22 protein-coding genes and 1 pseudogene are annotated in these 22,442 nt (G+C 39.0%); 6 read left to right on the top strand and 17 right to left on the bottom strand.

Going from position 1 to position 22,442, the window contains the following annotated elements; translation table 11 throughout:
• From UC75_RS21855 to UC75_RS14415, 4 genes are all read right to left on the bottom strand, one after another.
• Nucleotides 1–190 (bottom strand): EamA family transporter (locus tag UC75_RS21855; RefSeq protein WP_416202221.1); only part of this gene is annotated, 190 nt, incomplete at its 3' end.
• Nucleotides 191–225: 35 nt separating this feature from the next.
• Nucleotides 226–975, bottom strand: a complete 750-nt coding sequence (gene rlmB / locus UC75_RS14405; protein ID WP_004795029.1) for a 23S rRNA (guanosine(2251)-2'-O)-methyltransferase RlmB — start codon at nt 973–975, stop codon at nt 226–228.
• 102 nt (nt 976–1,077) lie between these two features.
• The gene (locus UC75_RS14410; protein ID WP_004795031.1) at nt 1,078–1,404 is read right to left on the bottom strand and encodes a pyrimidine/purine nucleoside phosphorylase; all 327 of its coding nucleotides are present in this window, start codon (nt 1,402–1,404) and stop codon (nt 1,078–1,080) included.
• A 76-nt stretch (nt 1,405–1,480) separates the two neighbouring features.
• Nucleotides 1,481–2,791, bottom strand: a complete 1,311-nt coding sequence (locus tag UC75_RS14415) for a tetratricopeptide repeat protein (RefSeq protein ID WP_049837985.1) — start codon at nt 2,789–2,791, stop codon at nt 1,481–1,483.
• Between the two features lie 114 nt (nt 2,792–2,905).
• Here UC75_RS14415 and recN point away from each other — a divergent pair, with 114 nt between their 5' ends.
• The 3 genes from recN (at nt 2,906) to ruvX (ending at nt 5,693) form a co-directional block, all read left to right on the top strand.
• On the top strand, nt 2,906–4,573 hold the full coding sequence (gene recN, locus UC75_RS14420) for a DNA repair protein RecN (protein WP_049837986.1): 1,668 nt from the start codon (nt 2,906–2,908) through the stop codon (nt 4,571–4,573).
• Nucleotides 4,574–4,698: 125 nt separating this feature from the next.
• Complete coding sequence (locus UC75_RS14425; protein WP_003654562.1) at nt 4,699–5,253, top strand: YqgE/AlgH family protein; 555 nt, start codon at nt 4,699–4,701, stop codon at nt 5,251–5,253.
• Nucleotides 5,253–5,693: a Holliday junction resolvase RuvX gene (ruvX, locus tag UC75_RS14430; RefSeq protein WP_004795038.1), complete on the top strand. Its 441-nt coding sequence runs from the start codon at nt 5,253–5,255 to the stop codon at nt 5,691–5,693. Before UC75_RS14425 ends, ruvX begins: the two co-directional genes overlap by 1 nt.
• A 56-nt stretch (nt 5,694–5,749) precedes the next feature.
• Here ruvX and UC75_RS14435 read toward each other — a convergent pair whose 3' ends face one another.
• The 4 genes and pseudogenes from UC75_RS14435 to UC75_RS18995 all read right to left on the bottom strand — a co-directional run bounded on the left by UC75_RS14435 (nt 5,750) and on the right by UC75_RS18995 (nt 9,211).
• Entirely contained in the window at nt 5,750–6,751 is a 1,002-nt protein-coding gene (locus tag UC75_RS14435; RefSeq protein ID WP_004795040.1) for an HlyD family secretion protein, read from the bottom strand.
• 39 nt (nt 6,752–6,790) lie between these two features.
• Nucleotides 6,791–6,997 (bottom strand): DUF1656 domain-containing protein, encoded by a 207-nt coding sequence (locus tag UC75_RS14440; RefSeq protein WP_004795042.1) that lies wholly within the window; start codon nt 6,995–6,997, stop codon nt 6,791–6,793.
• The gene (locus UC75_RS14445) at nt 6,990–9,089 is read right to left on the bottom strand and encodes an FUSC family protein (RefSeq protein WP_049837987.1); all 2,100 of its coding nucleotides are present in this window, start codon (nt 9,087–9,089) and stop codon (nt 6,990–6,992) included. The genes UC75_RS14440 and UC75_RS14445 overlap by 8 nt, the downstream gene beginning before the upstream one ends.
• A pseudogene (locus UC75_RS18995) lies at nt 9,080–9,211 on the bottom strand (hypothetical protein). Before UC75_RS18995 ends, UC75_RS14445 begins: the two are co-directional and overlap by 10 nt.
• Before the next feature lie 367 nt (nt 9,212–9,578).
• Between UC75_RS18995 and UC75_RS14450 the strand changes: the two are divergent.
• Nucleotides 9,579–10,352 carry an IclR family transcriptional regulator gene (locus UC75_RS14450; protein WP_004795045.1) on the top strand — a complete coding sequence of 258 codons (774 nt, stop codon included), beginning with the start codon at nt 9,579–9,581 and terminating at the stop codon, nt 10,350–10,352.
• A gap of 184 nt (nt 10,353–10,536) precedes the next feature.
• On the opposite strand, the gene UC75_RS14455 is transcribed toward UC75_RS14450, so the two are convergent.
• The 7 genes from UC75_RS14455 to UC75_RS14485 all read right to left on the bottom strand — a co-directional run bounded on the left by UC75_RS14455 (nt 10,537) and on the right by UC75_RS14485 (nt 17,254).
• Nucleotides 10,537–11,148, bottom strand: a complete 612-nt coding sequence (locus UC75_RS14455; RefSeq protein ID WP_049837988.1) for an alpha-ketoglutarate-dependent dioxygenase AlkB family protein — start codon at nt 11,146–11,148, stop codon at nt 10,537–10,539.
• A complete protein-coding gene (locus UC75_RS14460; RefSeq protein WP_049837989.1) occupies nt 11,145–11,999 on the bottom strand; it encodes a methylated-DNA--[protein]-cysteine S-methyltransferase in 855 nt (284 codons plus the stop codon). Before UC75_RS14460 ends, UC75_RS14455 begins: the two co-directional genes overlap by 4 nt.
• A gap of 124 nt (nt 12,000–12,123) precedes the next feature.
• Nucleotides 12,124–12,711, bottom strand: coding sequence for a CDP-diacylglycerol--glycerol-3-phosphate 3-phosphatidyltransferase (pgsA, locus tag UC75_RS14465; protein ID WP_004795051.1), 588 nt, complete (start codon nt 12,709–12,711; stop codon nt 12,124–12,126).
• 118 nt (nt 12,712–12,829) lie between these two features.
• Nucleotides 12,830–13,624: a thioesterase family protein gene (locus tag UC75_RS14470; RefSeq protein ID WP_049837990.1), complete on the bottom strand. Its 795-nt coding sequence runs from the start codon at nt 13,622–13,624 to the stop codon at nt 12,830–12,832.
• 120 nt (nt 13,625–13,744) lie between these two features.
• On the bottom strand, nt 13,745–15,544 hold the full coding sequence (gene uvrC, locus UC75_RS14475; protein ID WP_049837991.1) for an excinuclease ABC subunit UvrC: 1,800 nt from the start codon (nt 15,542–15,544) through the stop codon (nt 13,745–13,747).
• A gap of 133 nt (nt 15,545–15,677) precedes the next feature.
• A complete protein-coding gene (locus UC75_RS14480) occupies nt 15,678–16,208 on the bottom strand; it encodes a peptidoglycan hydrolase (protein WP_049838012.1) in 531 nt (176 codons plus the stop codon).
• Nucleotides 16,209–16,396: 188 nt separating this feature from the next.
• Nucleotides 16,397–17,254 carry a hypothetical protein gene (locus UC75_RS14485; RefSeq protein ID WP_049837992.1) on the bottom strand — a complete coding sequence of 286 codons (858 nt, stop codon included), beginning with the start codon at nt 17,252–17,254 and terminating at the stop codon, nt 16,397–16,399.
• Nucleotides 17,255–17,595: 341 nt separating this feature from the next.
• Between UC75_RS14485 and UC75_RS14490 the strand changes: the two genes are divergently transcribed.
• Nucleotides 17,596–17,868: a hypothetical protein gene (locus UC75_RS14490; protein WP_228137393.1), complete on the top strand. Its 273-nt coding sequence runs from the start codon at nt 17,596–17,598 to the stop codon at nt 17,866–17,868.
• Between the two features lie 45 nt (nt 17,869–17,913).
• On the opposite strand, the gene lpxO is transcribed toward UC75_RS14490, so the two are convergent.
• Nucleotides 17,914–18,828 (bottom strand): lipid A hydroxylase LpxO, encoded by a 915-nt coding sequence (lpxO, locus tag UC75_RS14495; protein ID WP_049837994.1) that lies wholly within the window; start codon nt 18,826–18,828, stop codon nt 17,914–17,916.
• Between the two features lie 181 nt (nt 18,829–19,009).
• The gene (locus tag UC75_RS14500; protein WP_171249507.1) at nt 19,010–20,011 is read right to left on the bottom strand and encodes a hypothetical protein; all 1,002 of its coding nucleotides are present in this window, start codon (nt 20,009–20,011) and stop codon (nt 19,010–19,012) included.
• A 389-nt stretch (nt 20,012–20,400) separates the two neighbouring features.
• Here UC75_RS14500 and fadB point away from each other — a divergent pair.
• On the top strand, nt 20,401–22,442 hold a 2,042-nt coding region (gene fadB, locus UC75_RS14505; protein ID WP_228137400.1), incomplete at its 3' end, for a fatty acid oxidation complex subunit alpha FadB.

The raw sequence follows: 22,442 nt of genomic DNA on the forward strand, positions 1-22,442 counted from the left end.
ATAAAAAAGCGAGATCTTTTTTATAGATTAAAATGGGCATTAAAATTAGGAAGGCTATAGCGAAACGCAGTGCGGCAATGTCCCAAGCACTGATATGCCACTGTGCATTTAAACGGGCAAAAAGCGTAAACCCGCCCCAAATGCACATGGTCACCAATACAAAGAAATAACCTTGCTTACGGGGAGACATATCAAGATGACTTAAAAACTAGAAAGGCAGCGAGATTATACCTCAGAACGCTGACGGCAAGCCTCATAAAGTGCCATACCTGTCGCTACGCTGACATTTAGACTTTGTAGATTACCTGACATCGGAATATAAACTTTATGATCACACTGCGCCTGTGTAATAGGACGCAAACCAGTGTCTTCAGCTCCCATTACAATCACAACTGCGCCAGAAAAATCACATTTTTGAAGTGGCAATGCACTTTCATCAAGCATAGTGCCAATTACGCGTACATGAGTTGTTTCTTTAAGATGAGCCAATGTACGAGCTAAATTTGTGACTTGAATAAATTTAACTTTCTCGGCTCCACCCGCTGCAACCTTACGAGCAGTTGGCGTCAAACTAGCCGAACGATCACGAGGCACAATAACAGCTTGCACGCCCATCGCAGCAGCGGTACGGATGCAAGCCCCTAAGTTATGCGGGTCTGTCACCTGATCCAATGCCAACAACAAAGCATCGGGAGTTTCTCTTAAAATTTGATCAAGATCTTGCTCATTCAAGACAGGATGTGGACGCACTGCGGCAACTACACCTTGATGAAATGGTAGACCTGCAAGTTTCTCAAGACTATCACGGCTTGCTTTTTGTACACTGATTCCAAAAGGCTCTGCCAATTGCAAAATCTTTTGCAAACGCTGATCATCCCGTCCTTTTAAAGTAAACAGGGTTAGCACACGCTCCGGCTCAAGTTCTAACAATGACTCCACTGAATGAACGCCATAATAATATTCCTGTTTTGCCATGCATGACCTCTAACAACGTTTGAGCAAAAAAATAAAAATCCTGCAAAGCCAACTTCACAGGATTTCTTTGGGCATAGTGTACCCGATTTGAACAGGAATTTCTTAGCCTTCTAAATGGCATACATAATCGAGTACTTCGTCAGTTTCGATTTTAAAAAGACTGTTGCCCGGTACATAAAATGATTGGCCTGCACGGAACAATTCACTTTCAGTGCTGTCTGCAATTGTTACGCGACATTCGCCTGAAATAATTTCCATACGCTCAGGAACATGCGTTTCAAAAGTTAAAGCTTGCTCAGTCGGCAAAATAACACCTAATGTTTTTTTAGTTCCATCTTCAAATTGCACGGTATGGCTGATACATGCTCCACCAAAATAAACGTTTGATTTTTTGATGACCGTTACATGATCAAATTGGGTTGAACTCATGCAGATTCTCCAGATAATGCCGTATTTATATAAATTATGATGAATGTAGTTTAATTGTGCCTAAATAACTAATCAATCAGTTTTCATACGGATAGACTTGTAATTTCCACTGCTGTGCCTGAATTTTTTTGGCAAAAGCATAAGGTAAGTTAATCTCAATATTTCGACTATTCGACACAATTGCATCGTATCTGCAAACTTCGACCTGATTTTCATCTAGGAGTATCCAACACACTTTTTGCGCCGTTGGATGGACAACTGCTGTAGCAATTACCGGTGAACCGTCATTCATTCCTACATGAAAATTTTCACTGTCGCTTTGCATTAACGCCAGATCATAAGCTGGAAAATCGATAGCATCTGAATCGAATTGCTGACTATCGTGTATAAGCACACTTTGTTTTAAAGTCGGCCAAATACAGTAGCGCAAATAATGCTGATCCATCACCCGATTATCCAGATAACGTCCGGTGGCAACATAATCTCTGATATGTGCTTCAATATTATGAAAAATCCCTGTACACCCGCCCCACATTCCAGCCAAAATTAACTCAGTATGAGAATAATTATCGCGCATTAAATGAAACCATTTATCACTCTTGAGCCATGCATCTACAGCAGCCTTTTCGCGGTACGACACAATTGAGTCAGCATCACGTATTAAAAAGCGCTTAATTGTAGGATCATCCATCACAAAAAAGCGCCAAAACAGTCCAGATAGTTGTTTTTGAGAATCTGTAACTTGGATGACTTGCGCGCCCTTTTCTTTTAACCGCTGTTGCACCAGTACTGGCACACTATCATCAACATAAAATCGACACGTCCATTCTGGATAAATCTGTTTGGCTAGCTGAGTATTTAAAATAGAGGTTTCACAATAGCGAGGATTTGCGCCAAATAATGAGAAGGCAATAATATTTTCTTCAGGGTTTGCACTAAATGTTGGTGGTGCATGATCTGGAATCGATAAAACAGGTTCGCTCTTCGCTAGCTCTTTTTTTGTTGTAATTGCTAAGCGTCCAAATTTGATCGTTTCTTCTTTTTTATTTAAATGATGACAAACCTCTGCGAGTCCATCATATAAGTTTGTATTTACGTTAGTTCCACTCACCTGAATCGCTTGTAAATAATGTTGATAGGCCTCGTTATAACGCCCTAAGCGCAATTCAGTATAAGCCAAGTCAGATAAAGCTCCTGGATGCTTAGGAACTAAGCTAACAGCTTGTTTAACATGTTGATAAGCTTTGGCATAATCACCTTGTGCAGCTGCTTGTTTAAATGCATTAAAATGTTGATTTAAAATTTTATTCATTTCTGCAGGATTGTTTTTTTTATGACGATTGACCATCCCTATTGGTGGTTTCGGTAAGCTGAATGTTTTTTTCATTGTAAATATCCGCAATCTTGCTGTTCTATAATTTCAGTTAGAATAATAGATCACTTGTAGCAAATTCAAAACTTCTCTATCTTTAACCCATAATTTGGCGCGTTGGATGCGTTTATGCTCACACATTTAACTTTAATTAATTTTGCATTAGCTGATCATTTAGCTATTGATATAGAACAGGGATTTAATGTTCTAACAGGCGAAACAGGTGCCGGAAAATCATTATTACTGGATGCACTCTCTGCCTGCCTCGGGGAACGTACAGATACAAATTATGTCCGTTATGGTTCGGACAAAGCGGATATTACCGCGGTTTTCACCTATCAGAATAATAGCCCTGAGGCAAAATGGCTCCAAGACCACGAGCTAGATGATGATTCTGGGGAAATTCATTTACGTCGTGTTATTTTTGCAACTGGCCGTAGTAAGGCATGGGTTAATGGGCGCCCGAGCAGTCTATCTGAACTTAAAGAGCTAGGCCGTTTGCTGGTTCAACTCTATAGTCAGCACAGCCAGCAGCAGCTGCTTGAACCGCCTTATCCAAAGCATTGGCTAGATCGTTATAACAATTTTTACGTTGAAGCGAATGATGTCCGTGAAGCCTATAGCTCATGGCAACGTACCATCCGTTTGCACCAAGCAGCCCTAGACGCACAAGCAACCCGCCTACAACGGATTGGTACTTTAGAGCATCAAATTGAAGAACTCGAAGAGGTCATTCAAACCGATTATAAAGAAATTGAGCAAGAGTTTGATCGACTTAGCCATCATGAACATATCATGCAAGACTGTAGCTTTAGCTTAAATGTCTTAGATGAAGCTGAGCAGAACATTACTCAAGAAATATCTTCGATTATTCGCAGATTAGAGTCCCATGCGGGGCGCAGCGAACAACTTTCTGAGATCTATAATTCTTTACTGAATGCTCAAAGTGAAATAGACGATGCAACGGCAAACTTGCGTCAATTTATAGATCGTCAAAGTTTTGATCCTGAGCGAATGGAAGAACTAAATTCCAAATTGGAAGTTTTCCATCGTCTGGCACGTAAATATCGCACTCAACCGGAAACGCTTAAAGAAGAATACGAAACTTGGCAAAGTGAGCTTGAGCAATTGCATCAACTTGAAGATCCAGAAACATTGGCAGAACAAGTTGAAAAATCGCATGAGGAGTTTTTAGAAAAAGCTCAGCATTTAGACAATATTCGTCGTGAAGCTGCCGCCCCGCTTGCGAAACAATTAACTGAACAAGTGAAACCTTTAGCCCTACCAGAGGCACACTTCGAGTTTAAGTTCGAACCATTAGAGCAACCAGGTGCAGAGGGTTTAAGCTTTATTCAACTTTTATTTACTGCCAATAAAGGTATTCCTCCACAACCATTGGCACGAGTAGCCTCAGGTGGCGAACTTTCTCGTATTGCTCTCGTAATGCAAGTCATGAATGCAGAAAAAACTGAATCTGAAGTTTTGGTATTTGATGAGATTGATGTCGGGATTAGTGGTGGCACCGCAGAAGTTGTAGGACGTTTACTTGCTGACTTAGCACAACATGTCCAGCTCTTATGTATTACTCACCAAGCACAAGTTGCTGCACAATCTGATCAGCATTTATTAGTTAAAAAACAACAAACTGACCCAGCCAGCAGTACAATTGTAGAACTTGATGAAAATCAAATCATTTTTGAGTTAGCTCGCATGTCAGGTGGGGTTGAAATTAATGAAACAACCTTGCAGCACGCAAAACAATTACGCCAACTTAAATTTCAGGCTTCTTCAAATTAATAAAGAAAATGAGAGAAAAAGATTGGCGAAATCCGATTAACTCTTGTATGTTGATAAAAAGAACCTATATAGATAAAAGGGTCGAGAGGCCCTCTAGTGACATTTTTTGAGGGAGAACCGCTTAGGTGACCAAACAATATCTGACTCACCGTTGTCTGATTGCCCCGCCAGAAATGGCAGATGACTTTTTCGCAAACACTGTAATTTATCTTGCCCGTCATGATGAAGAAGGTGCTCAAGGCATTATTATTAATCGTCCTTCTGGTATTCAAATTAAAGAATTACTCAATGATCTCGACATTGAAGCAGACAATGTAAATCCACATGCGGTTTTACAAGGTGGGCCATTACGTCCTGAAGCTGGATTTGTTCTTCATACTGGACAACCAACATGGCATTCATCTATTGCTGTAGGTGAAAATGTTTGTATTACCACCAGTAAAGATATTCTTGATGCGATTGCCCATAATGAAGGCGTAGGTCGATATCAGATCGCTTTAGGCTATGCGAGCTGGAGCAAAAATCAGTTAGAAGACGAAATTACGCGTGGTGACTGGCTCATTTGTGATGCCGATATGGATCTGATTTTTAACCTGCCTTATGACGACCGTTGGGATGCAGCTTATAAAAAAATTGGTGTAGATCGTGCATGGCTAGCATCTGAAATCGGACACGCTTAATGACCGAAACACAATCAAAATCGATTATGGCTTTTGACTTTGGTACTCAAAAAATGGGAATGGCGATTGGTCAGTCTTCAATTGAAAGTGCCAACCCTCTCCCTCTATTTGTTATGAAAGATGGCATTCCAAATTGGGATCAACTCTTAAAAATTGTGAAAGAATGGCAACCGAATTTATTTTTGGTTGGCCTGCCGTTAAATATGGATGATAGTGAGTCAGAACTCTCTACACGTGCCCGCAAATTTGCGAGACGTTTACGTCATCAAACCAACATAGAAACGTTGATGGTAGATGAGCGCTTAACTACACGTGAAGCAAGAGAAGAGCTAGGCTTTTACCAAGAACAAGGTCGAGCAAAAAAGCTCTCGGCTGATAGTTTTGCTGCTGCACTACTCATTCAGAGTTGGTATCGAAATCCAGTTGGATTAACGCCATAAAACAAAAAAGCATGTAATTAAAACTACATGCTTTTTTTAATTAAATCATTTCGATTTTATTTTTCAACGATATGTACAGTCGCAGTTCGTCCAGAAACAAAAGCAAGTTCATTCTTCGGTGTTTCATCTAATACAATCTTCACAGGTACGCGCTGTGCTAAACGAACCCAACTAAAAGTTGGATTTACATTAGCAAGAAGCTTAGAACTGCTTGAGCGCTCACGATCTTCAATACCCGATGCAATACCTTGTACATGACCTTTAATTTTCTGGTTATCACCCATTAATTGCACAGTAGCCTGATCGCCTACATGAATACGATTTAACTTCGTCTCTTCAAAATAGCCCACTACATAGAGCTGTTTACGATCAAGTAATGCTGCAACAGCCTGTCCAACTTGAACATAGTTACCTGGGCGCATATCAAAGTTAGATAATGTACCATCAGCTGGAGCAATGACTGCGGCACGATGCATATTAAGCTCGGCCAAATGCAAATTGCTCGTTGCAACCTCAATGAGGGCCTGTTGTTGTTTAACAGTTGCTTCCGCCTGCTGAATTGCTGCTTGGAGTTGCTCATGCTCTGCAAGGGATTGATCACGTGTGGCAAACACCTGGTCTTGTTCTTGTTTAGAGATAGCGCCATCCATTAGGTTCGAGTAACGACCAGCATTTTTCTCGGCCAATTTGATATTACTGGCCGATTTAATCAAGTTCGCTTTTGCTTGTGCCAAACCCGCCTGCGCTTGAGCAAAGGCAGCGTTTGCTTTTGCTAAATCCGATTTGGCCTGCTCTACATCTAAAGCTCGACGAGAAACATCAATTTTAAAGAGCACCTGACCTTTTTTCACAGTCTGGTTATCTTGAACTAATACTTCTGTGACAAGGCCAGCGACATCCGAAGATACTTGAATAACATCACCACGCACTCGACCATCGCGTGTCCACGGCGCTGCATTATAGTAGTTCCACAAATGCACAATGGTATAGACCGCCACCATTAATGCGACAATCAAAATTACTGGACGGATGACCTTTTTCAAATCCACCTGATTCATTTCACTCACCTAACTCAATCTTTAATTTCGCAATCATCTCTATGCACCCACCCCAACAAAAATTTGATGTATTACCAAAAGCAATAAAAGGTAAAAGCACAAATTGAAAATACTAGGTAATGCAATCCAGCCTTGTGCAATCCACTTGTTGGTCAAAGGACTTAACCCACGAAAACATATATATGCTAAGAGGGCTTGAACGAGCAAAGAAGGCACGTAAATACCATAAACATTAAACTCACCCATTTGCTGTCGCTCCTCTCAAGGTACTGCTCTCATTCATTTGATCTGATGAAACATGACACATGCTATAAGCAATATTGTTAAGTGAAATGAGTAATCTTTGTCGCATCGTCATATCTTCAATATTTGAAGCAAGCTGTTTTAATTCAAATAAACCGTGATGGATTTGCTCAACCAAAGCCACCGTATTATCTACGTCATTTTCTTTGGCTCTAAACAGTTCATCTAGATTTTGTTGCAAATTTCCGATGTGATGAGCCAGTTCCGAATTTTGGGGAGACTGATTTGCCAGTTCTTGTAATCTACTTAAATCAACAATACTACTCGACTCAATCAATGCTTGATGAATTGAGGTTTTAATCTCATTAGATTGCACTACTTTACTGTTAAGAATTCCAATTCGGTCCAGCATACTGCGTAGGTGAACTTTAAAATCAAGACCATAAGGCAAATAGATCGCTTGTCTCATGGCACGATAATGCAAGGCCAGAATACGGCTGGCACTCGTGTCTGGAGACATTGCACGAACAACGTCGATAACAACTAAAGACACTAAGACACCTAAAATCATGGCAAAAGAACCATCAAGATAAGACACCGCATCCATGCTATAAGCATTATGTAGATTCAGGCCCATCATGGTATTAATACCCAAGACCATGCCTACTGGCATAAGCATTTGGTTGGCCATCATAGATACAGCAAACAGGAACATCGGTAATAAAACCAGTCCAAGTTCCCAGAATGTGGTGACATGAGGGAAAATACCAAATGCATAAACGAAGACTAAAACTGCTGAAGCAATACTGCCCCAGATAAAAATACGCAAAACCGGAACAGGGTTATCTAAGGCCGTTAAAATACAGGCTGTTACTGCGCCCATTTGCGCCATCATAAATCCAGCTTTCCAGCCTGAAATAATCCAGACCCCAGTCACAATAAATGTAATAAGGACTGCACTAATGCCACCTCGAATAGCCACACCATGGTCACGGTGTAAACTTGGGTATTTAGTGGTCATTGGCGTAATGTTGTCAGGGATTTCTTTATTACCTTGCTGAATTCTTTGCCACAAGACTTTAACCGCTAAAACATTGCTAATGAAATGACGTACATCCATTTTCATAGCTGCGACCAAAACTTGCTGATGTGTGGAAGCCGATTCCATCAAACTCAAGAAATCACTTTCAAACTCATCTGGTAACTGCAAAATATTTTCATCAATAATTAAATCTTTTTGCTCTAGAAAATGAACAACATGAGCTGAAAGTTGTTGCAGTTTTTCTGAATGAGTTTCGATAAACCGAAGTTCTTGAAGCTGCTTAATACGTTCAGATAAAGCGACCAGATTCGCAACGACCATTGAGATTTGGTGAAGCATTTCCTGCAAGGGCTTGGTCATGCCATGCAATTCACCCTTCTCATAACTCAAATGTACTGCCAAAGCATGAATATCTGTGGTATCACGAGTAATAGTGGCTAAAAGTTGAGTATTGTTCTGCTGAGGATCAGCAGTTAATAAATTAGCAAACAGATTTTCTGTATCTTTAAGCGTTTTGATGACGCGCTGCTTAATCGCAGAACCAATGTGCATTGGAAGAATCGTGGCAGAAACCACAGCACTTGAAATCACCCCAATCGAAATCTCAATGACCCGAGCTAAAGCAATATCAAAAATATTGTATTGATCAATATACGTAATCGCATTAAAGACAATCATGGCTGTCGAGTAACCCGCCAGCATAAAAGCATAACTGCGTGGAGTCCGGTCAAGTAAAGACACATAAAGTGCAAAACCTACCCACAACGACAACACCACGGTAAACAACCAAGGTGTATTAATGAGATGTGGCGTTAGCGTTAAGGCAACTACTGCCCCACCCATCGTTCCTATAACACGATAGACACACTTAGAGGACACCATCCCTGAATAAGGATTGGCAATAATCAGGACTGTACCAATCGACCACATCGGGTTAATCAGATCTAATTCAAATGAAACAAATAACGCCAACATTCCGGCAATAAATGTTTTTATTGCAAAGATCAGATCAAGCCTACTCGGGCGAAACGCCAGTATTTGCTTTAATAACATGAACTCATCTCAAATACAGATTTGAACTGATGAGCATGCCCTTCAATGTTCAATTGTCTTTCTAGAGACAACAAAACTTTGCCATTTGCCTAAAAGCAAATGAGATGAGGAGCATCCTTCAATACAATGATTTTTCCACATCCTGCCTGATTGGCCCAGATGATTTCAATTTGGGCGCTATTTAAACGGCCAAACTTTGGAAAGAAGAGGTATCAAGAAATTCGCCTAGAACCGACTAATTTCTCGATTAGATATTTTGTTTGGCAATTTTTTCAAAATAAAGCAATTTAGTCAACTAAAATATCTCTATTTGATAATTTGATATGTTTTTTAATTATCGTATATGATGTATTAGCCAAGAGAAGTTTTCTCTTTGTCAGAGTAAAATACTCAAATCAGGCATTTATTTTAGAATTGAGACAAATTTTCTTTTTTTCTGTTATAAAAACTCAAAGATGACTCATTGTTAAAGGATACGAACAAGACACTATGGCAATTTCAAGTTTTGGCAAAATTTTAACCGTACTGGACCTATTTTCAGTTTCGCGTCCAGTCATTAATGTCGATATTATTTGCGAAGAACTTGGCTTGTCTAAACCAACCAGTTACCGTTACCTCAAAGAACTAGTGTCTACTGATCTATTAAAACGCATTAATGGGACATCTGGCGATTATACCTTAGGCTCAAAAATTGCAGTTCTTGACTATATATCTCGCACAACAGACCCATTAGTTCAAATCAGCACACCGTTTATGCGAAATATTGTAGAGCGCACCGAACTATGCTGCTTGCTTACCTATTTAAATGATGACTATTGCATCGACATTCATCATGAAATATTTAAAGACACTGAACTACTCTCGTATGGTCGAGGCTGCCCAAGACCGATTTACGTTGGGTCATCTCCAAAAACGATGGTTTCGCATTTAAGTAAACAACGGATGCAAGATTACTATCATCGTTATCAACAAGAATTAAAACAATCAGGTTTTGCTGAAGATGAACCGAGCTTTATTCAGCGTATGCGAAAAATTAAAAAACAAGGCTTCTATTTCTCACAAGGTGAGATTGACCCAAATGTTTCTGGGCTTGCCGTTCCAGTACGTTTTTCGAACAAAGAAGTGCCTTTAGCTTTAACTTTAGTTGCCTCTAAAAATCGTTTTGATTTTTTAAATGTTGAAAAGCTCATCGAAATTTTACAAGAAAATGCAGCACTTATTGAGCAACGTTTTATGGAGCTATCTGAAAAAGGTGAAATCTAAAACCCCACCTTATGATAATTTAACCTTTTCTTACACTTTAAAATATTGAATATCTCATAATATTCTCATATTATGATTTTAGCTCCTATTGGTGATTCTTTTCATCAGCAGCTCATCAATAGAGGCATCCCCCTCAGAGGAATAAGCTCATGTTGCCATCATGGGCTTTTTTCTTGTCCAATTTTTATAAGAACTGAAATTGCCGGAAAGTAAGATTAATACGCGGCTGTAAAATTTTTGTTGAACGATTTAAACGGTGTTGCCAATATTGTTGCGTCTCCCCACGCATCACAATGAGTTGACCTGGTTGGAGCCACAATTCAACTTTCTCTTTACTTTGAATATGTCTAAAAGAAAATTTGCGGGTAGCACCAAAGCTTAAAGAAGCGATTGTTGTGGTTTTTGCCAAAGACACATCCGAATCACTGTGCCAAGCCATACCTTGAGTTCCATCTTCATAGAGATTTGCTAAGCAAGAATTAAATTTCTCTGAAAGTATTTGCTCTACCTGTTGTTTTAGTTTGGCTAGTGCTTTGTCCCATGGCAAAGAATCACGTGCGACACCTGAATATTTATATTGATAGTAATCATCTCCATACCATGCAACTTTTCGAGCTGTAATAAAGTGCTTGCCATACAACTTAGCCTCGTCATGTTTCCACGCGAGGTGCTGGTAAAGATAATGAAAATATTGTTCAGCTTCTTCAGGGCTTAAAATACAACCATAGTCCTGAACTTCACCATCGTAGAGTAATAAATTCTCACAAGGCTCTGGAGAAAATAAATCCAAGGTCATACGGTCTCTCCATGTTGCTTTGACATCTCCCAAGCTAACAATGCCAATTTACGCCCCTTTTTCCAATGATATTCTCCGACCATTCCCGTTGCGCGGATCACTCGATGACAGGGGATCAAATATGCAATCGGATTTTGTCCAATTGCTGTAGCAACGGCTCTGACTGCTTTAGGTTTACCAATTTGCTCAGCAATATCTTGATAGGTTCGTAATTGACCTTCTGGAATAGTCAATAACGCTTCCCAGACTTGCAGCTGGAATGGTGTTCCAGCCAAATTAAGAGGAAGTTTCTGCTGTAAGTGTTCTGAAAAGTCTTGTTCGAACCACTCTGCAACTTGTTGATGCCAAATCGGTGACTGATTTTTCAATTGAGCTTTTGGAAAATACTGCTTAATTAAATCTTCAATATTGTCGTGAGTTTCGATAAATCGTATAGAACATATGCCCTTTTCACTACTTACCACCAACAACTCACCGAAGGGGCTTGTCTCAACCGAATAATTAAGAATAACGCCTTCGCCTTGCTGTTTATACTCACCAGGTGTCATCCCTTCGAGCTGAATAAACAGATCATGTAAACGACCAGTACCCGACAAACCTGTGTTTAAAGCAGTTTCTAATAAGCTTCGCTTTTGCAGCAAATAATATTTAGCCTGCTGCAAACTCATATATTGGACAAATTTTTTCGGGCTAATCCCCACCCATTCCTGAAACTGACGTTGGATATAACCTGAACTTAAATTCATATGGCTCGCAACATCGTCCAGACTCGGTTGCTGATCTAAATGTTCATATAAATATTCAATTACATTGGCAATTACAGCAAATTGCCGAGAAGAAAGCATTTGCATGTGTCACCTCCTTAGCACTTATATCTTACATTAAAGTAGCTAAAGCCCCATGACGACCCGATTCTTGCACTTTGAAAATAAAAAAGCCTTTCATTATAGAAAGGCTTAATCATTCAATCTGAGCTTAAGGTTGCTTTAAATATGGCCAAGCTGCTTTAAGGTAAATAAACATTGACCATAAAGTTAAAATCACCGCTGTATATAACAACGCATAAGCCAACATTTCTAAAGGCTGCCAATTGAGTAAGAACACACTAATGGCAATCATCTGAAAAGCTGTTTTATATTTGCCTACTGTCGATACAGCTACACTCGTTCTTGCGCCAAGTTCTGCCATCCACTCACGTAAAGCAGAAACTGTAATTTCCCGTGAAATAATGACAATTGCCGCAAAAGCCATTGAAATGGTTGGATTCCACTGCACCAAAACAATAAGTGCTGCCGCCACCATGAGCTTATCTGCAACTGGATCTAAAAAACGGCCAAATGCTGAAGTCTGGTTTAAAGTTCGTGCCAAATAGCCATCAAACCAATCGGTAATAGCAGCCAACACAAAAATAGCCGTCAAGATAATATGACGACTCATATTTCCTGCTTGCTCACCAATACCCATTGCAGGCGGCCAATACGCAATCACCAAAAATACAGGAATAAGCGCGATACGCGCCAACGTTAGGATATTTGGGATATTCAGGATTCGCCCTGTGGTCATAAACACCGCCAATTTAGTCTTCATGCATCTTGTAACAGACAAAAATACATTCTTCAATATTGTATCTATCTGTAACAGCCACTTTATACGAAATATACGAATCGAGGAAGTGGACTGCTTAGGTAAATACCGTAACAGTTTGCCGTAAAATTGCAATTAAATGATCATTTTGGTCCCAAAGATGGGCATATTCCGTGGAATAACCTTCACCAGCATATTCAGTCACCACTTTATATTTAAACCAGTCACATAATTGATATGGAAATGGATGGACATAGGTAATGTGCCAAGTTAAAGAACTTGCAGGAGCAACTTGTTTAAACATCGGCAATACACCAGGTGGCCAAATATCCATCAAAACAATTAAATCTGGCAATGTCATTTGACGATTTTCATGCCTCTCTGGAGAGAACCTTGACCATCCTCCAAAGTCAGCATACTGACTTCCTGTAACAGGATAATGACCTTCTGCCCAGCATACATCAAAATGTTGATAGCATTCTGGCATTTGTCTAGCAAAAGAAATCGGTTGTAAATCTTCGGGGGGTGCATAAACTGGCACCATAGGTTCTTGCCGTACTTCAATATTCGACGTACGAGGCACACCGAAGCTTGCAACCAAAATGGTTTGTACCGCGCCATCTTGCCATAAACGGGTTTCAAGTGTAGTGACCGATTTCCCTTCCCTTAAAATTTCAACAGTCAATTGAGCAGGCCCCTGCTGTACAGGCCCCACAAAAGTAACACTACAACTTAATAATCTTTTATTTGGATCTTGAATATTGGCGGATGCTTTTTGCATCAGCAATCCCGCAACAAGACCGCCAAACACTGTTCGTCCCTGCAACCACCCTTCGGGTATTTCAATCCATTCCTTTTGTTTTATTTCTTCAAACAATTGCAGCAAAGACATTCCTTTCCCTAAAACAAAAGTGTTATTAGGGACGATCTTTCATCATTTTGATTGGAATGTGAATGGTCAATCCTTTAGTAATTGGCGAGTTATTTTGTCACTCCGCATTTTAAACGATTCTTACTCATGCAGAATTTTATAAATCGTTCTGGCCATCATTTCACCAAAACCGGGCACAAGCGTGAGCTCTTTTTCAGAGGCTTTTAAAACACCTTGAATCCCACCAAAATGAGTTAATAAATCTCGACGGCGCTTTGGACCCAATCCCGGAATCGCTTCTAAAACTGAAGTGCTACGGCGTTTATCACGTTTAGCTCGGTGTTTAGTAATTGCGAAGCGATGGGCTTCATCACGTACCTGTTGAATCAAGTGCAATGCTTTATGATCTTCTGGTAACTGGATTTTCGTGCCATCTGTAAAATGTAGGGTTTCAAGACCCGGTTTACGCCCTTCACCTTTCGATACCCCTACCATAAAAGCATCGAGCCCAAGCTCTTGCATAACTTCCATCGCCATATGAAGCTGACCTTTACCACCATCAATCAACAGCAAATCAGGCAATATGGCTTTTTTATAACGGCGTGTTAAGGCTTGACGCATAGCGGCATAGTCATCGCCTGCGGTAATATCTTGAATGGCAAATTGGCGATAGTCACGCTTACGAGCACCACCTTGGTCAAACACCACACACGACGCAATTGGAGCTTCGCCCATGGTATGGCTAATATCAAAACATTCGATACGATCGACAGGCCTTCCAATCACTTGCTCTAACTGATGGAAACGTTCATTAAGTTCTAAATGGTTACTCAACTGCCCCTTAATTGCATGTTGAACATTCATTTCAGCTAACTCTAGCCATTCGGCACGAGTTTCTCGAACATTACTCTTAATCTGAACCTTTTTGCCAAACTGCTGTGCCAATGCTTCTTCTAATTCTTTACGGTCAGGCAATGCAATGTTCACAATCAATTCATTGGGTACTTCATCTGCAACTTGAAAGTAAAAGTTTGCCATAAAGTCACTCAGCATTTGCCCAAGATCATCACCAAGCATATCAGGGAAATAGCTTTTTCCACCTAGCATTCGCCCATTGCGTACATACATAATCTGCACACACGTCACGCCAGCCTGATAAGCAATCGCCAGAATATCCGCCTCACCTTTGACTTTAAACACAGCTTGTTGCGCTTGAACTTCACGAAGCAAAGATAGTCGATCACGATAAAAAACAGCTTTTTCAAATTCAAGTTCTGCTGCTGCTTGTTCCATTTTGGCAATGAGCTCTTGATTCAGCTCTTTCGTATCACCTTGCAAAAAGCGAATACTATTATTAATGTCTTCTTTATAATCTTCGGGTGAAATCAGCCCTACACAAGGTGCAGAACAACGTTTGATCTGATATTGCAAACACGGGCGCTTGCGCTGCGCAAAGTAGCTATTTTCACACTGACGTACATTAAAAAGCTTTTGTAGAACGAGTAAAGTATCACGGGCACTATAGGCACTTGGATAAGGTCCAAAGAACTTACCAATTTGGTGCTTCCCTTTGCCGCGACCACTAGCAAGTCGAGGATAGGGCTTATCTGCCGACACAAAAATATAGACATATGACTTATCGTCCCGCAGCATGATGTTATAAGGCGGACGATGTTGTTTAATTAAATTTTGCTCAAGGAGTAATGCTTCAGTTTCTGAACGAGTGACTAAAGTTTCAATATCATAAATTCTGGCAACTAAGGCCTGAGTTTTAGGATGCTCAATTGTTTTAACAAAATAACTCGATACCCGATTCTTTAGATTTTTCGCTTTGCCAACATATAACAATTCGCCCTCTTTCCCTAGCATTTTATAAACACCTGGAAGTTGGGTCATGTGGGCTAAAATTTTTTCAATATGGGGACGAGCGTTTTGATTCACTATCGGCAGACATGGCTTAATACTGAATACCTAATGTGATGTTTTCAACCTGAGTTTTCAAGTGCTTTACTGTGCCACAAGCCAAATTTGGAAACAGATTTGGATATGCCCCGACAGACTATGTCGTACTCGCTTAAGAATCTAGGCGATAGTAGCTATATTTCACATCTTTTTCTTTATAGACCGCATAGGTTTTTTGACGAAAATCTGAGAACCAGCCATTCCCTGTATATCCCGCAATATGACCATATGTGTGGCCACTTGTCCGCTCAATAATATAAATATCGCCTTCTTGAGGACGATTAAAAGCAGGTTTAATTTTCTTATAACCGTTCTTCTCAAGCGTATGTCCCCAGTCTGAAGCTGCTACCGGATGCTTAGACACATCTGCGCCTGCTGCTTGTAAAGCAATGCGAATATTCTTGGCGCATTTCTCTTTACTATGGTTGGCAGACATACTTTCAAGCTTACTTGAGAACTTATGCAAATTAATATTTTGATCTTCAGATTGATGACTTTTCACATCAGTTTTTTTATGTTTTTCAGTCGTCCAAGCTGTTTGTCTTAACATCACTTTCATTTTTAAATCATCCTGAGAGCTTTCTTCTTTTCTCTCTTCGATATGATGAACATGTGCATGAACTGCGTGATGAGCATGAGCCATTTTAAAACCTACTTCCGCTAACCAGTCTTCGAAAAAACCGCGCCATTGTAGAATCAAAATTGGTCTTTGGCTTTTAATAGTTGTAACAAATTGCCAGCACTGTGAAATGAGTCACAAAATCTATTAAGTACTGGTGAGCATAAAAAAACGCCCTTTCGGGCGTAATAAAAATACTTATTTATCTATCATTACTGGGTTAAAGATTCACCTTTCCAAGCCTTAAGCATAGTATCCGCAGCATTTTCAGTGACAAAGTCACAATATTTACCTGCATAAGGTGGAACATATTCATCAACACCAGACTTATGATGGTACTGTCCAGAATATTCGGTATCGTTTATTGTAAATTTCATTGCTAATAATAACTCATCGCGCGACCAGTTAATACCTTGCCATGTTCCCATTACAGGCGCAGTAGCATTTGATTCTGTATATAAAGGTGCAGTACCGTCACTAGAGAACCCAATATAATCTTTATTACTGTAAGTTTTATTAATCATCCAACAGGTGGAACCTTTCGGAAACTTCACTGAATCTTCTTCTAATAATGCCTTGTAATAATCTTCAAAAAAGCCCTGCTGACTAAGTGGCAATGATTCATAAATCCACTGGCCTAAATATTTAGTCACGGGTTGACCTGAAATATCAATTTTAACTAAATCTTGATTTAGAAATAAATTATCGCCCTTCACTAAGTTGGCAGGTTGATAGTTTAAAGCTGTATCAGAAAACTGGACTTGAGAACCTAACAAATACCATGTGCCATCAGTTGTTTTAATCGGATCTAAGGTCACTCCCTGATCAGTGAAATAATGTTGGCTAAGTTCATAACCTAATGGATGATTATCAGGATAGCTTATATAAATTTTATTATCCTGAATCTTATAGTTTTTCTTCTCAAGCATTGGATTTCCAGCGATTTGACTCGCAGAAAAACCCACTAAAGTCTGCGTTGATGTTGTTGACGTATCCTGTTCCTGATTATCAGAATCATTACATGCCGAAAGTCCAAATGCACATAAACATGAAAGTATTAACTTTTTCATTATGTTCCTAAATTATTAATATAATGTAATCCGTATTATCAATGATTTGCTTTTTTTGGCAATGCAAATATTAAATAATTCAGATGAGATGTACTTTAGTTTTATTAAAATTATTCTATAAAACTTAATATAAGACCAACTAAAACTATATAATTAGATAGGATAACTCACTGCTATCATCTTTTCCCCAAATTATTTCATAGTCTTTTTTATTTAAAAAAAGAGAACTAAAATTTTCTATGCTAAATTAATCTAAAAGTCTTCAATATTAAAATTTAATTATTAACATCACGAACCTTTATAAAAGTTTTGTGGTAATTCAAATAACAGGTTAGATCCCATTGAAACATCCCCTATCCCTACAAGAAATGATATTAAATATTGAACATATTTCTGATGAGCACATCATCTATGCTGAACAACCTTGGGGTATTACATCCAAAGCAATAGCTCTATCAAATGATGAAAAGATGGAGGTTATTATCAAAGATAAGTGCTACAGCTATTTTCTTGAAGTATTTATTATCAAAGAGTTAATAGAAGACCTAGATGACTCTTTAAATAATCAAGAGCTTGTATTTAAGATCATTCAATACGCAATAAATGATGCATGATGAATATCATTATTTAAAATAAAAACGCCCTTTCGGGCGCTTTAATTAAAATATATATGGTCGAACAAAAATCAGGAAGAAAATTCCAAGCATCAAGAACCATTTTAAGAAGTAATACAACTTACGGTTTTTAGCTTTTAATGCCTTGGCTTTAATGCGAATTTGGTAAACATAACCAAAAGCTTTATTTAAGCCACCTGTTTGGTCACCTGTTTCATTCGGAGAACTTGCAGCAGTCATCACTTTACGACCAAACCAATGATTGAAACGTTCCATCCATTTCACTTTCATTGGTCGTTCAACATCTGCAAAGAAAATAATACGGTTTTGATCCGTCTTATTTTCAGCATAGTGAATATAAGTTTCATCAAACACGACACTTTGACCATCTCGCCAAGAGTATCTTTCACCATCAACATCAATAAAACAACGATCATCATTTGGCGTAATTAAGCCCAAGTGATAACGCAGTGAACCTGCATATGGGTCACGGTGTCTTACCAAACGACTGTCAGGTGCAAGCTCTGTAAACATTGCGGCTTTAATTGTCGGTAATGTTTTAAGAAGTGCTGTGGTTTTAGGGCAGAGCTCAGCAGCAGACGGATGGCTCGATTCGTACCATTTTAAGTAAAAACGCTTCCAACCCGTTTTAAAGAATGAGTTAAAACCTAAGTCGTTATATGTACTTGAAGCTTTGATCCCACCTTGGTCATATAAAGCTTTCGCTTCATCACGAATCATTTCCCAATTTTCATCCAACACTTTTAAATCTTTAAAATGCTGGGTGTCGATATAAGGTTGATTCGGCACCTTTGAAAAGATGTACATTAAAAAGTTAATCGGTGCGAGCAAGGTTGAATGGTCAAAAAACTGACGATAAAACGAATGCTTTACTTTCCCACGATGCTGAATATACAACGCTGAAATGATAAAAATCGCTAATATGATCCACTTAATCATATAGTTACTCTCATTTAAGTACCTTTAAAGATACTTCGAAGAAATTTGAAATTGGCAGGAATAATAACAAACTCTAAAAAAAAATTCAGACATAGATCAGCAAGTATAATTTTTAATAAATAGAAATCTCAAAAATATTCATTTTTGAGATTTCTTAAACTCAGCTTTTAAATTAGTTTTTTTAATATGCTTGCCAATTTAATGCAGTCAGAGAATCAAGTGCTTTTGCAGCAGTTTCATTGTAGACATAACAACCAGATTTCAATTGTGCAATTTTTAATTGAGCAAGACGAATGTTTTTAGGATCATCGGTATTTTTTAAGAATATTTCCCAATGCTTAATCTCTTGATCAGCTGTCCAGCCAATGTTACTCGTGTAATCTGCTGCATATGTTTTACCTTGATATTGCACCGCAACACCACCACCCACAGCAAAACCTAGACTAGTATCATAAATCGTTGTCCATGGAACATTTTGCCATGTCCCCTTAACTGCCTTATAAGTAAAACCAAATGGGGTCGTTTGATTCAAATAATTCAAATACTGAGCGTTTTCAGCATCAAAATCTTCAAAACTTTGATCAATTTCGTGATTTTGATCAACATTAAATGTGAAGGTTTCTTGATTAGATTTTTTTGAAATGAAACGATAACAACTACTTCCTTGAGGGAATTTACTCTGTCCGTAAGTATTAAGAAATATACGCCCATTAGTCGTACTATCATCGCTCACTGGAAAACCTAGCGCTCGATAACCAGGTAAAACTGTATCAAACATATTCTTATCAGACAGATCAACTTTTTGAAATTTCCAATCCTCTTTGACATCTCCAATGACGTCAAATCTCCAATCTGTCATTGAATTAAAATTCATGACATTGATTGCTTTATCAATAGGGAAATAGAGTTTTTTCTCTGTTAACAAATACTCACCTAAAGCTTGATTAGAAGAGCCATCTGTTGATTTTTTATTAAATATTTCAAAATAAGCCTTATCTAACTCATCTGTTTTTCCATCAGAATAGTAATCCATAAAATAATAACGGGTACCATTCGCAATAGAATCTTGTGAAGTACCACTTTGATTGTTATTCGCTGAATTATTATCACTAGAACCACCACCTCCACATGCACTCAACATAAAAGGAAGGATAGCCAAAATCATAAATTTATTTTTTAACATAATACATACTTTATTGAACATTTTTATAACACAAAGTTTATCCAAAGATAAAAAAATAGACAATACTTTCTGTCTAATAATTCACAAAGAACCTTATTTTTTATTACCAGTTCAAAAATTAAAGTAATCAATTATCTGCTAGTTTTTTCACTTCATATTAGATTCCTGCTAGAAAGTAGTTTTTAAATAAAAATGTATTTTTCATATATATAGTTCAAGAAAGTTGTTTAAAAAAAATTGATGACCCTTGCGTCACGGCTTGATACAACTTGTCAGGTTTTTTTTAGATATAGTTATCGTAAGATTAGCGAAGCATAAATGTGTACCAAAGCTGTGCACACGCTTCATAACATCAACTTAGAAGTCCTCCAAAACCAAGGAGATCAGGCATGATCCACGCTGGCAATGCCATTACCGTCCAAATGCTTTCGGACGGAATTGCAGAATTCCGCTTTGACTTACAAGGTGAGTCGGTCAATAAATTTAACCGTGCAACAATTGAAGATTTCCAAGCTGCTATTGCTGCGGTAAAAGCAAATAATGATATTAAAGGCTTAGTTGTTACGTCGGGCAAATCAACATTTATTGTTGGGGCAGACATTACCGAATTTGGTGAAAACTTCGCTCAAGGCGAAAAAGCGATTGTTGACTGGCTTATGCCTGTTCACGAAATCTTCAATAGCTTTGAAGATTTAGAGATTCCAAAAGTTGTTGCTATTAACGGTATGGCGTTAGGCGGCGGTTTTGAAATGTGTTTAGTGTGTGACTATCGTGTGATGTCAGAAGCTGCACAAGTGGGCTTACCAGAAATTAAACTTGGTATTTACCCAGGTTTTGGCGGTAGCGTACGTTTAAGCCGTCTTATTGGTATCGACAACGCGGTTGAATGGATGGCAATGGCTGCTCCTAAAAAACCGGCTGCTGCCCTAAAAGATGGTGCTGTAGATGCGGTTGTAGCTGCTGATAAATTACTTGAAGCTGCAACTGATTTAGTTAAGCAAGCAATTTCTGGTCGTTTGAACTGGAAAGCTAAACGTCAAGAAAAACTTGACGCTGTAAAATTGAACCCACTTGAACAGATGATGGCGTTCAACACAGCAAAAGGTGCTGTACTTGCTAAAGCAAATCCTGCTCAATACCCTGCTCCAAAATTATTACTTGATTCATTACAAGCAGGTGCAAGCCTTGCGCGTGACGAAGCATTAAAAGCAGAAGCTGAAGGTTTTGCTAAAGCGGCGATTACTCCACAAGCTGGTGCATTGATTGGTTTATTCCTCAATGACCAAGTTGTTAAGAAAACTGCTAAAAAACATGAAAAAGGTGCGCACCCAGTAAACCAAGCAGCTGTACTTGGCGCTGGTATCATGGGTGGTGGTATTGCTTACCAAGCGGCAAGCAAAGGCACTCCAATTATCATGAAAGATATTGGTAACCCACAACTTGCATTAGGTATGTCAGAAGCGAACGGCTTGTTAACTAAACAAGTTGAACGTAAGAAAATGAAACCTGCACAAATGGGTGAAACCCTTGCACGTATCCGCCCTACTTTAAGCTACGATGAGTTTAAAGAAGTCGACATCGTGATCGAAGCGGTTACAGAAAATCCAAAAGTTAAAGAAATCGTTCTTGCAGACACTGAAAAGCATGTTCGTGAAAACACGATTATTGCGTCTAACACGTCTACAATTTCAATTACTCGTTTAGCGAAAGCTTTACAACGTCCTGAAAACTTTGTAGGTATGCACTTCTTCAACCCAGTTCACATGATGCCGCTTGTAGAAGTCATTCGTGGTGAAAAGACTTCTGAAGAAGCGATTGCAACTACTGTAGTTCTTGCTCAAAAAATGGGTAAAACACCAATCGTTGTAAATGACTGCCCAGGGTTCTTGGTTAACCGTGTATTGTTCCCTTACTTTGGTGCGTTTGACCTTCTTGTAAAAGACGGCGCAGACTTCCAGCAAGTTGACAATGTAATGTCTAAGTTTGGTTGGCCAATGGGTCCTGCTTACCTCATCGACGTTGTTGGTATCGACACGGGTGTTCATGGTGCAGAAGTCATGGCTGAAGGTTTCCCAGACCGTATGAAACCAGACTACAAAGGTTCAATCCAAGCAATGTACGAAGCTAAACGTCTTGGTCAAAAGAATGACGTTGGTTTCTACAAATACGAACTCGATAAGAAAGGCAAGAAAGCAAAAACTGTTGATCCAACAGCGTATGAAATCATTGCTCCTTTCGTAACGGGTGAAAAACGCGAGTTTGATAACCAAGAAATCATTGACCGCATGATGCTTGCTTTCTGTAACGAAACAGTTCGTTGCTTAGAAGACAACATCGTTGCAACTGCTGCTGAAGCAGACATGGCAATGATTATGGGTGTAGGTTTCCCTCCATTCCGTGGTGGTCCATGTCGTTATATCGACCAGACAGG

It is taken from the genome of Acinetobacter sp. V2 (genome assembly GCF_001188385.1).
In the GTDB taxonomy this organism is placed as follows: Bacteria; Pseudomonadota; Gammaproteobacteria; order Pseudomonadales; family Moraxellaceae; genus Acinetobacter; species Acinetobacter oleivorans.

Excerpts from the sequence above, each read along its gene's own strand:
- UC75_RS14460 (WP_049837989.1), bottom strand. The coding sequence starts at position 11,999 with ATGCAAATGCTTTCTTCTCGGCAATTTGCTGTAATTGCCAATGTAATT.
- recN (WP_049837986.1), top strand. The coding sequence starts at position 2,906 with ATGCTCACACATTTAACTTTAATTAATTTTGCATTAGCTGATCATTTA.
- UC75_RS14445 (WP_049837987.1), bottom strand. The coding sequence starts at position 9,089 with ATGTTATTAAAGCAAATACTGGCGTTTCGCCCGAGTAGGCTTGATCTG.
- UC75_RS14470 (WP_049837990.1), bottom strand. The coding sequence starts at position 13,624 with ATGTCTTTGCTGCAATTGTTTGAAGAAATAAAACAAAAGGAATGGATT.
- lpxO (WP_049837994.1), bottom strand. The coding sequence starts at position 18,828 with ATGATTAAGTGGATCATATTAGCGATTTTTATCATTTCAGCGTTGTAT.
- ruvX (WP_004795038.1), top strand. The coding sequence starts at position 5,253 with ATGACCGAAACACAATCAAAATCGATTATGGCTTTTGACTTTGGTACT.
- UC75_RS14435 (WP_004795040.1), bottom strand. The coding sequence starts at position 6,751 with ATGAATCAGGTGGATTTGAAAAAGGTCATCCGTCCAGTAATTTTGATT.
- UC75_RS14450 (WP_004795045.1), top strand. The coding sequence starts at position 9,579 with ATGGCAATTTCAAGTTTTGGCAAAATTTTAACCGTACTGGACCTATTT.
- pgsA (WP_004795051.1), bottom strand. The coding sequence starts at position 12,711 with ATGACCACAGGGCGAATCCTGAATATCCCAAATATCCTAACGTTGGCG.
- UC75_RS14415 (WP_049837985.1), bottom strand. The coding sequence starts at position 2,791 with ATGAAAAAAACATTCAGCTTACCGAAACCACCAATAGGGATGGTCAAT.
- UC75_RS14485 (WP_049837992.1), bottom strand. The coding sequence starts at position 17,254 with ATGAAAAAGTTAATACTTTCATGTTTATGTGCATTTGGACTTTCGGCA.
- UC75_RS14500 (WP_171249507.1), bottom strand. The coding sequence starts at position 20,011 with ATGTTAAAAAATAAATTTATGATTTTGGCTATCCTTCCTTTTATGTTG.
- UC75_RS14455 (WP_049837988.1), bottom strand. The coding sequence starts at position 11,148 with ATGACCTTGGATTTATTTTCTCCAGAGCCTTGTGAGAATTTATTACTC.
- UC75_RS14410 (WP_004795031.1), bottom strand. The coding sequence starts at position 1,404 with ATGAGTTCAACCCAATTTGATCATGTAACGGTCATCAAAAAATCAAAC.
- rlmB (WP_004795029.1), bottom strand. The coding sequence starts at position 975 with ATGGCAAAACAGGAATATTATTATGGCGTTCATTCAGTGGAGTCATTG.
- UC75_RS14480 (WP_049838012.1), bottom strand. The coding sequence starts at position 16,208 with ATGGCTCATGCTCATCACGCAGTTCATGCACATGTTCATCATATCGAA.
- UC75_RS14440 (WP_004795042.1), bottom strand. The coding sequence starts at position 6,997 with ATGGGTGAGTTTAATGTTTATGGTATTTACGTGCCTTCTTTGCTCGTT.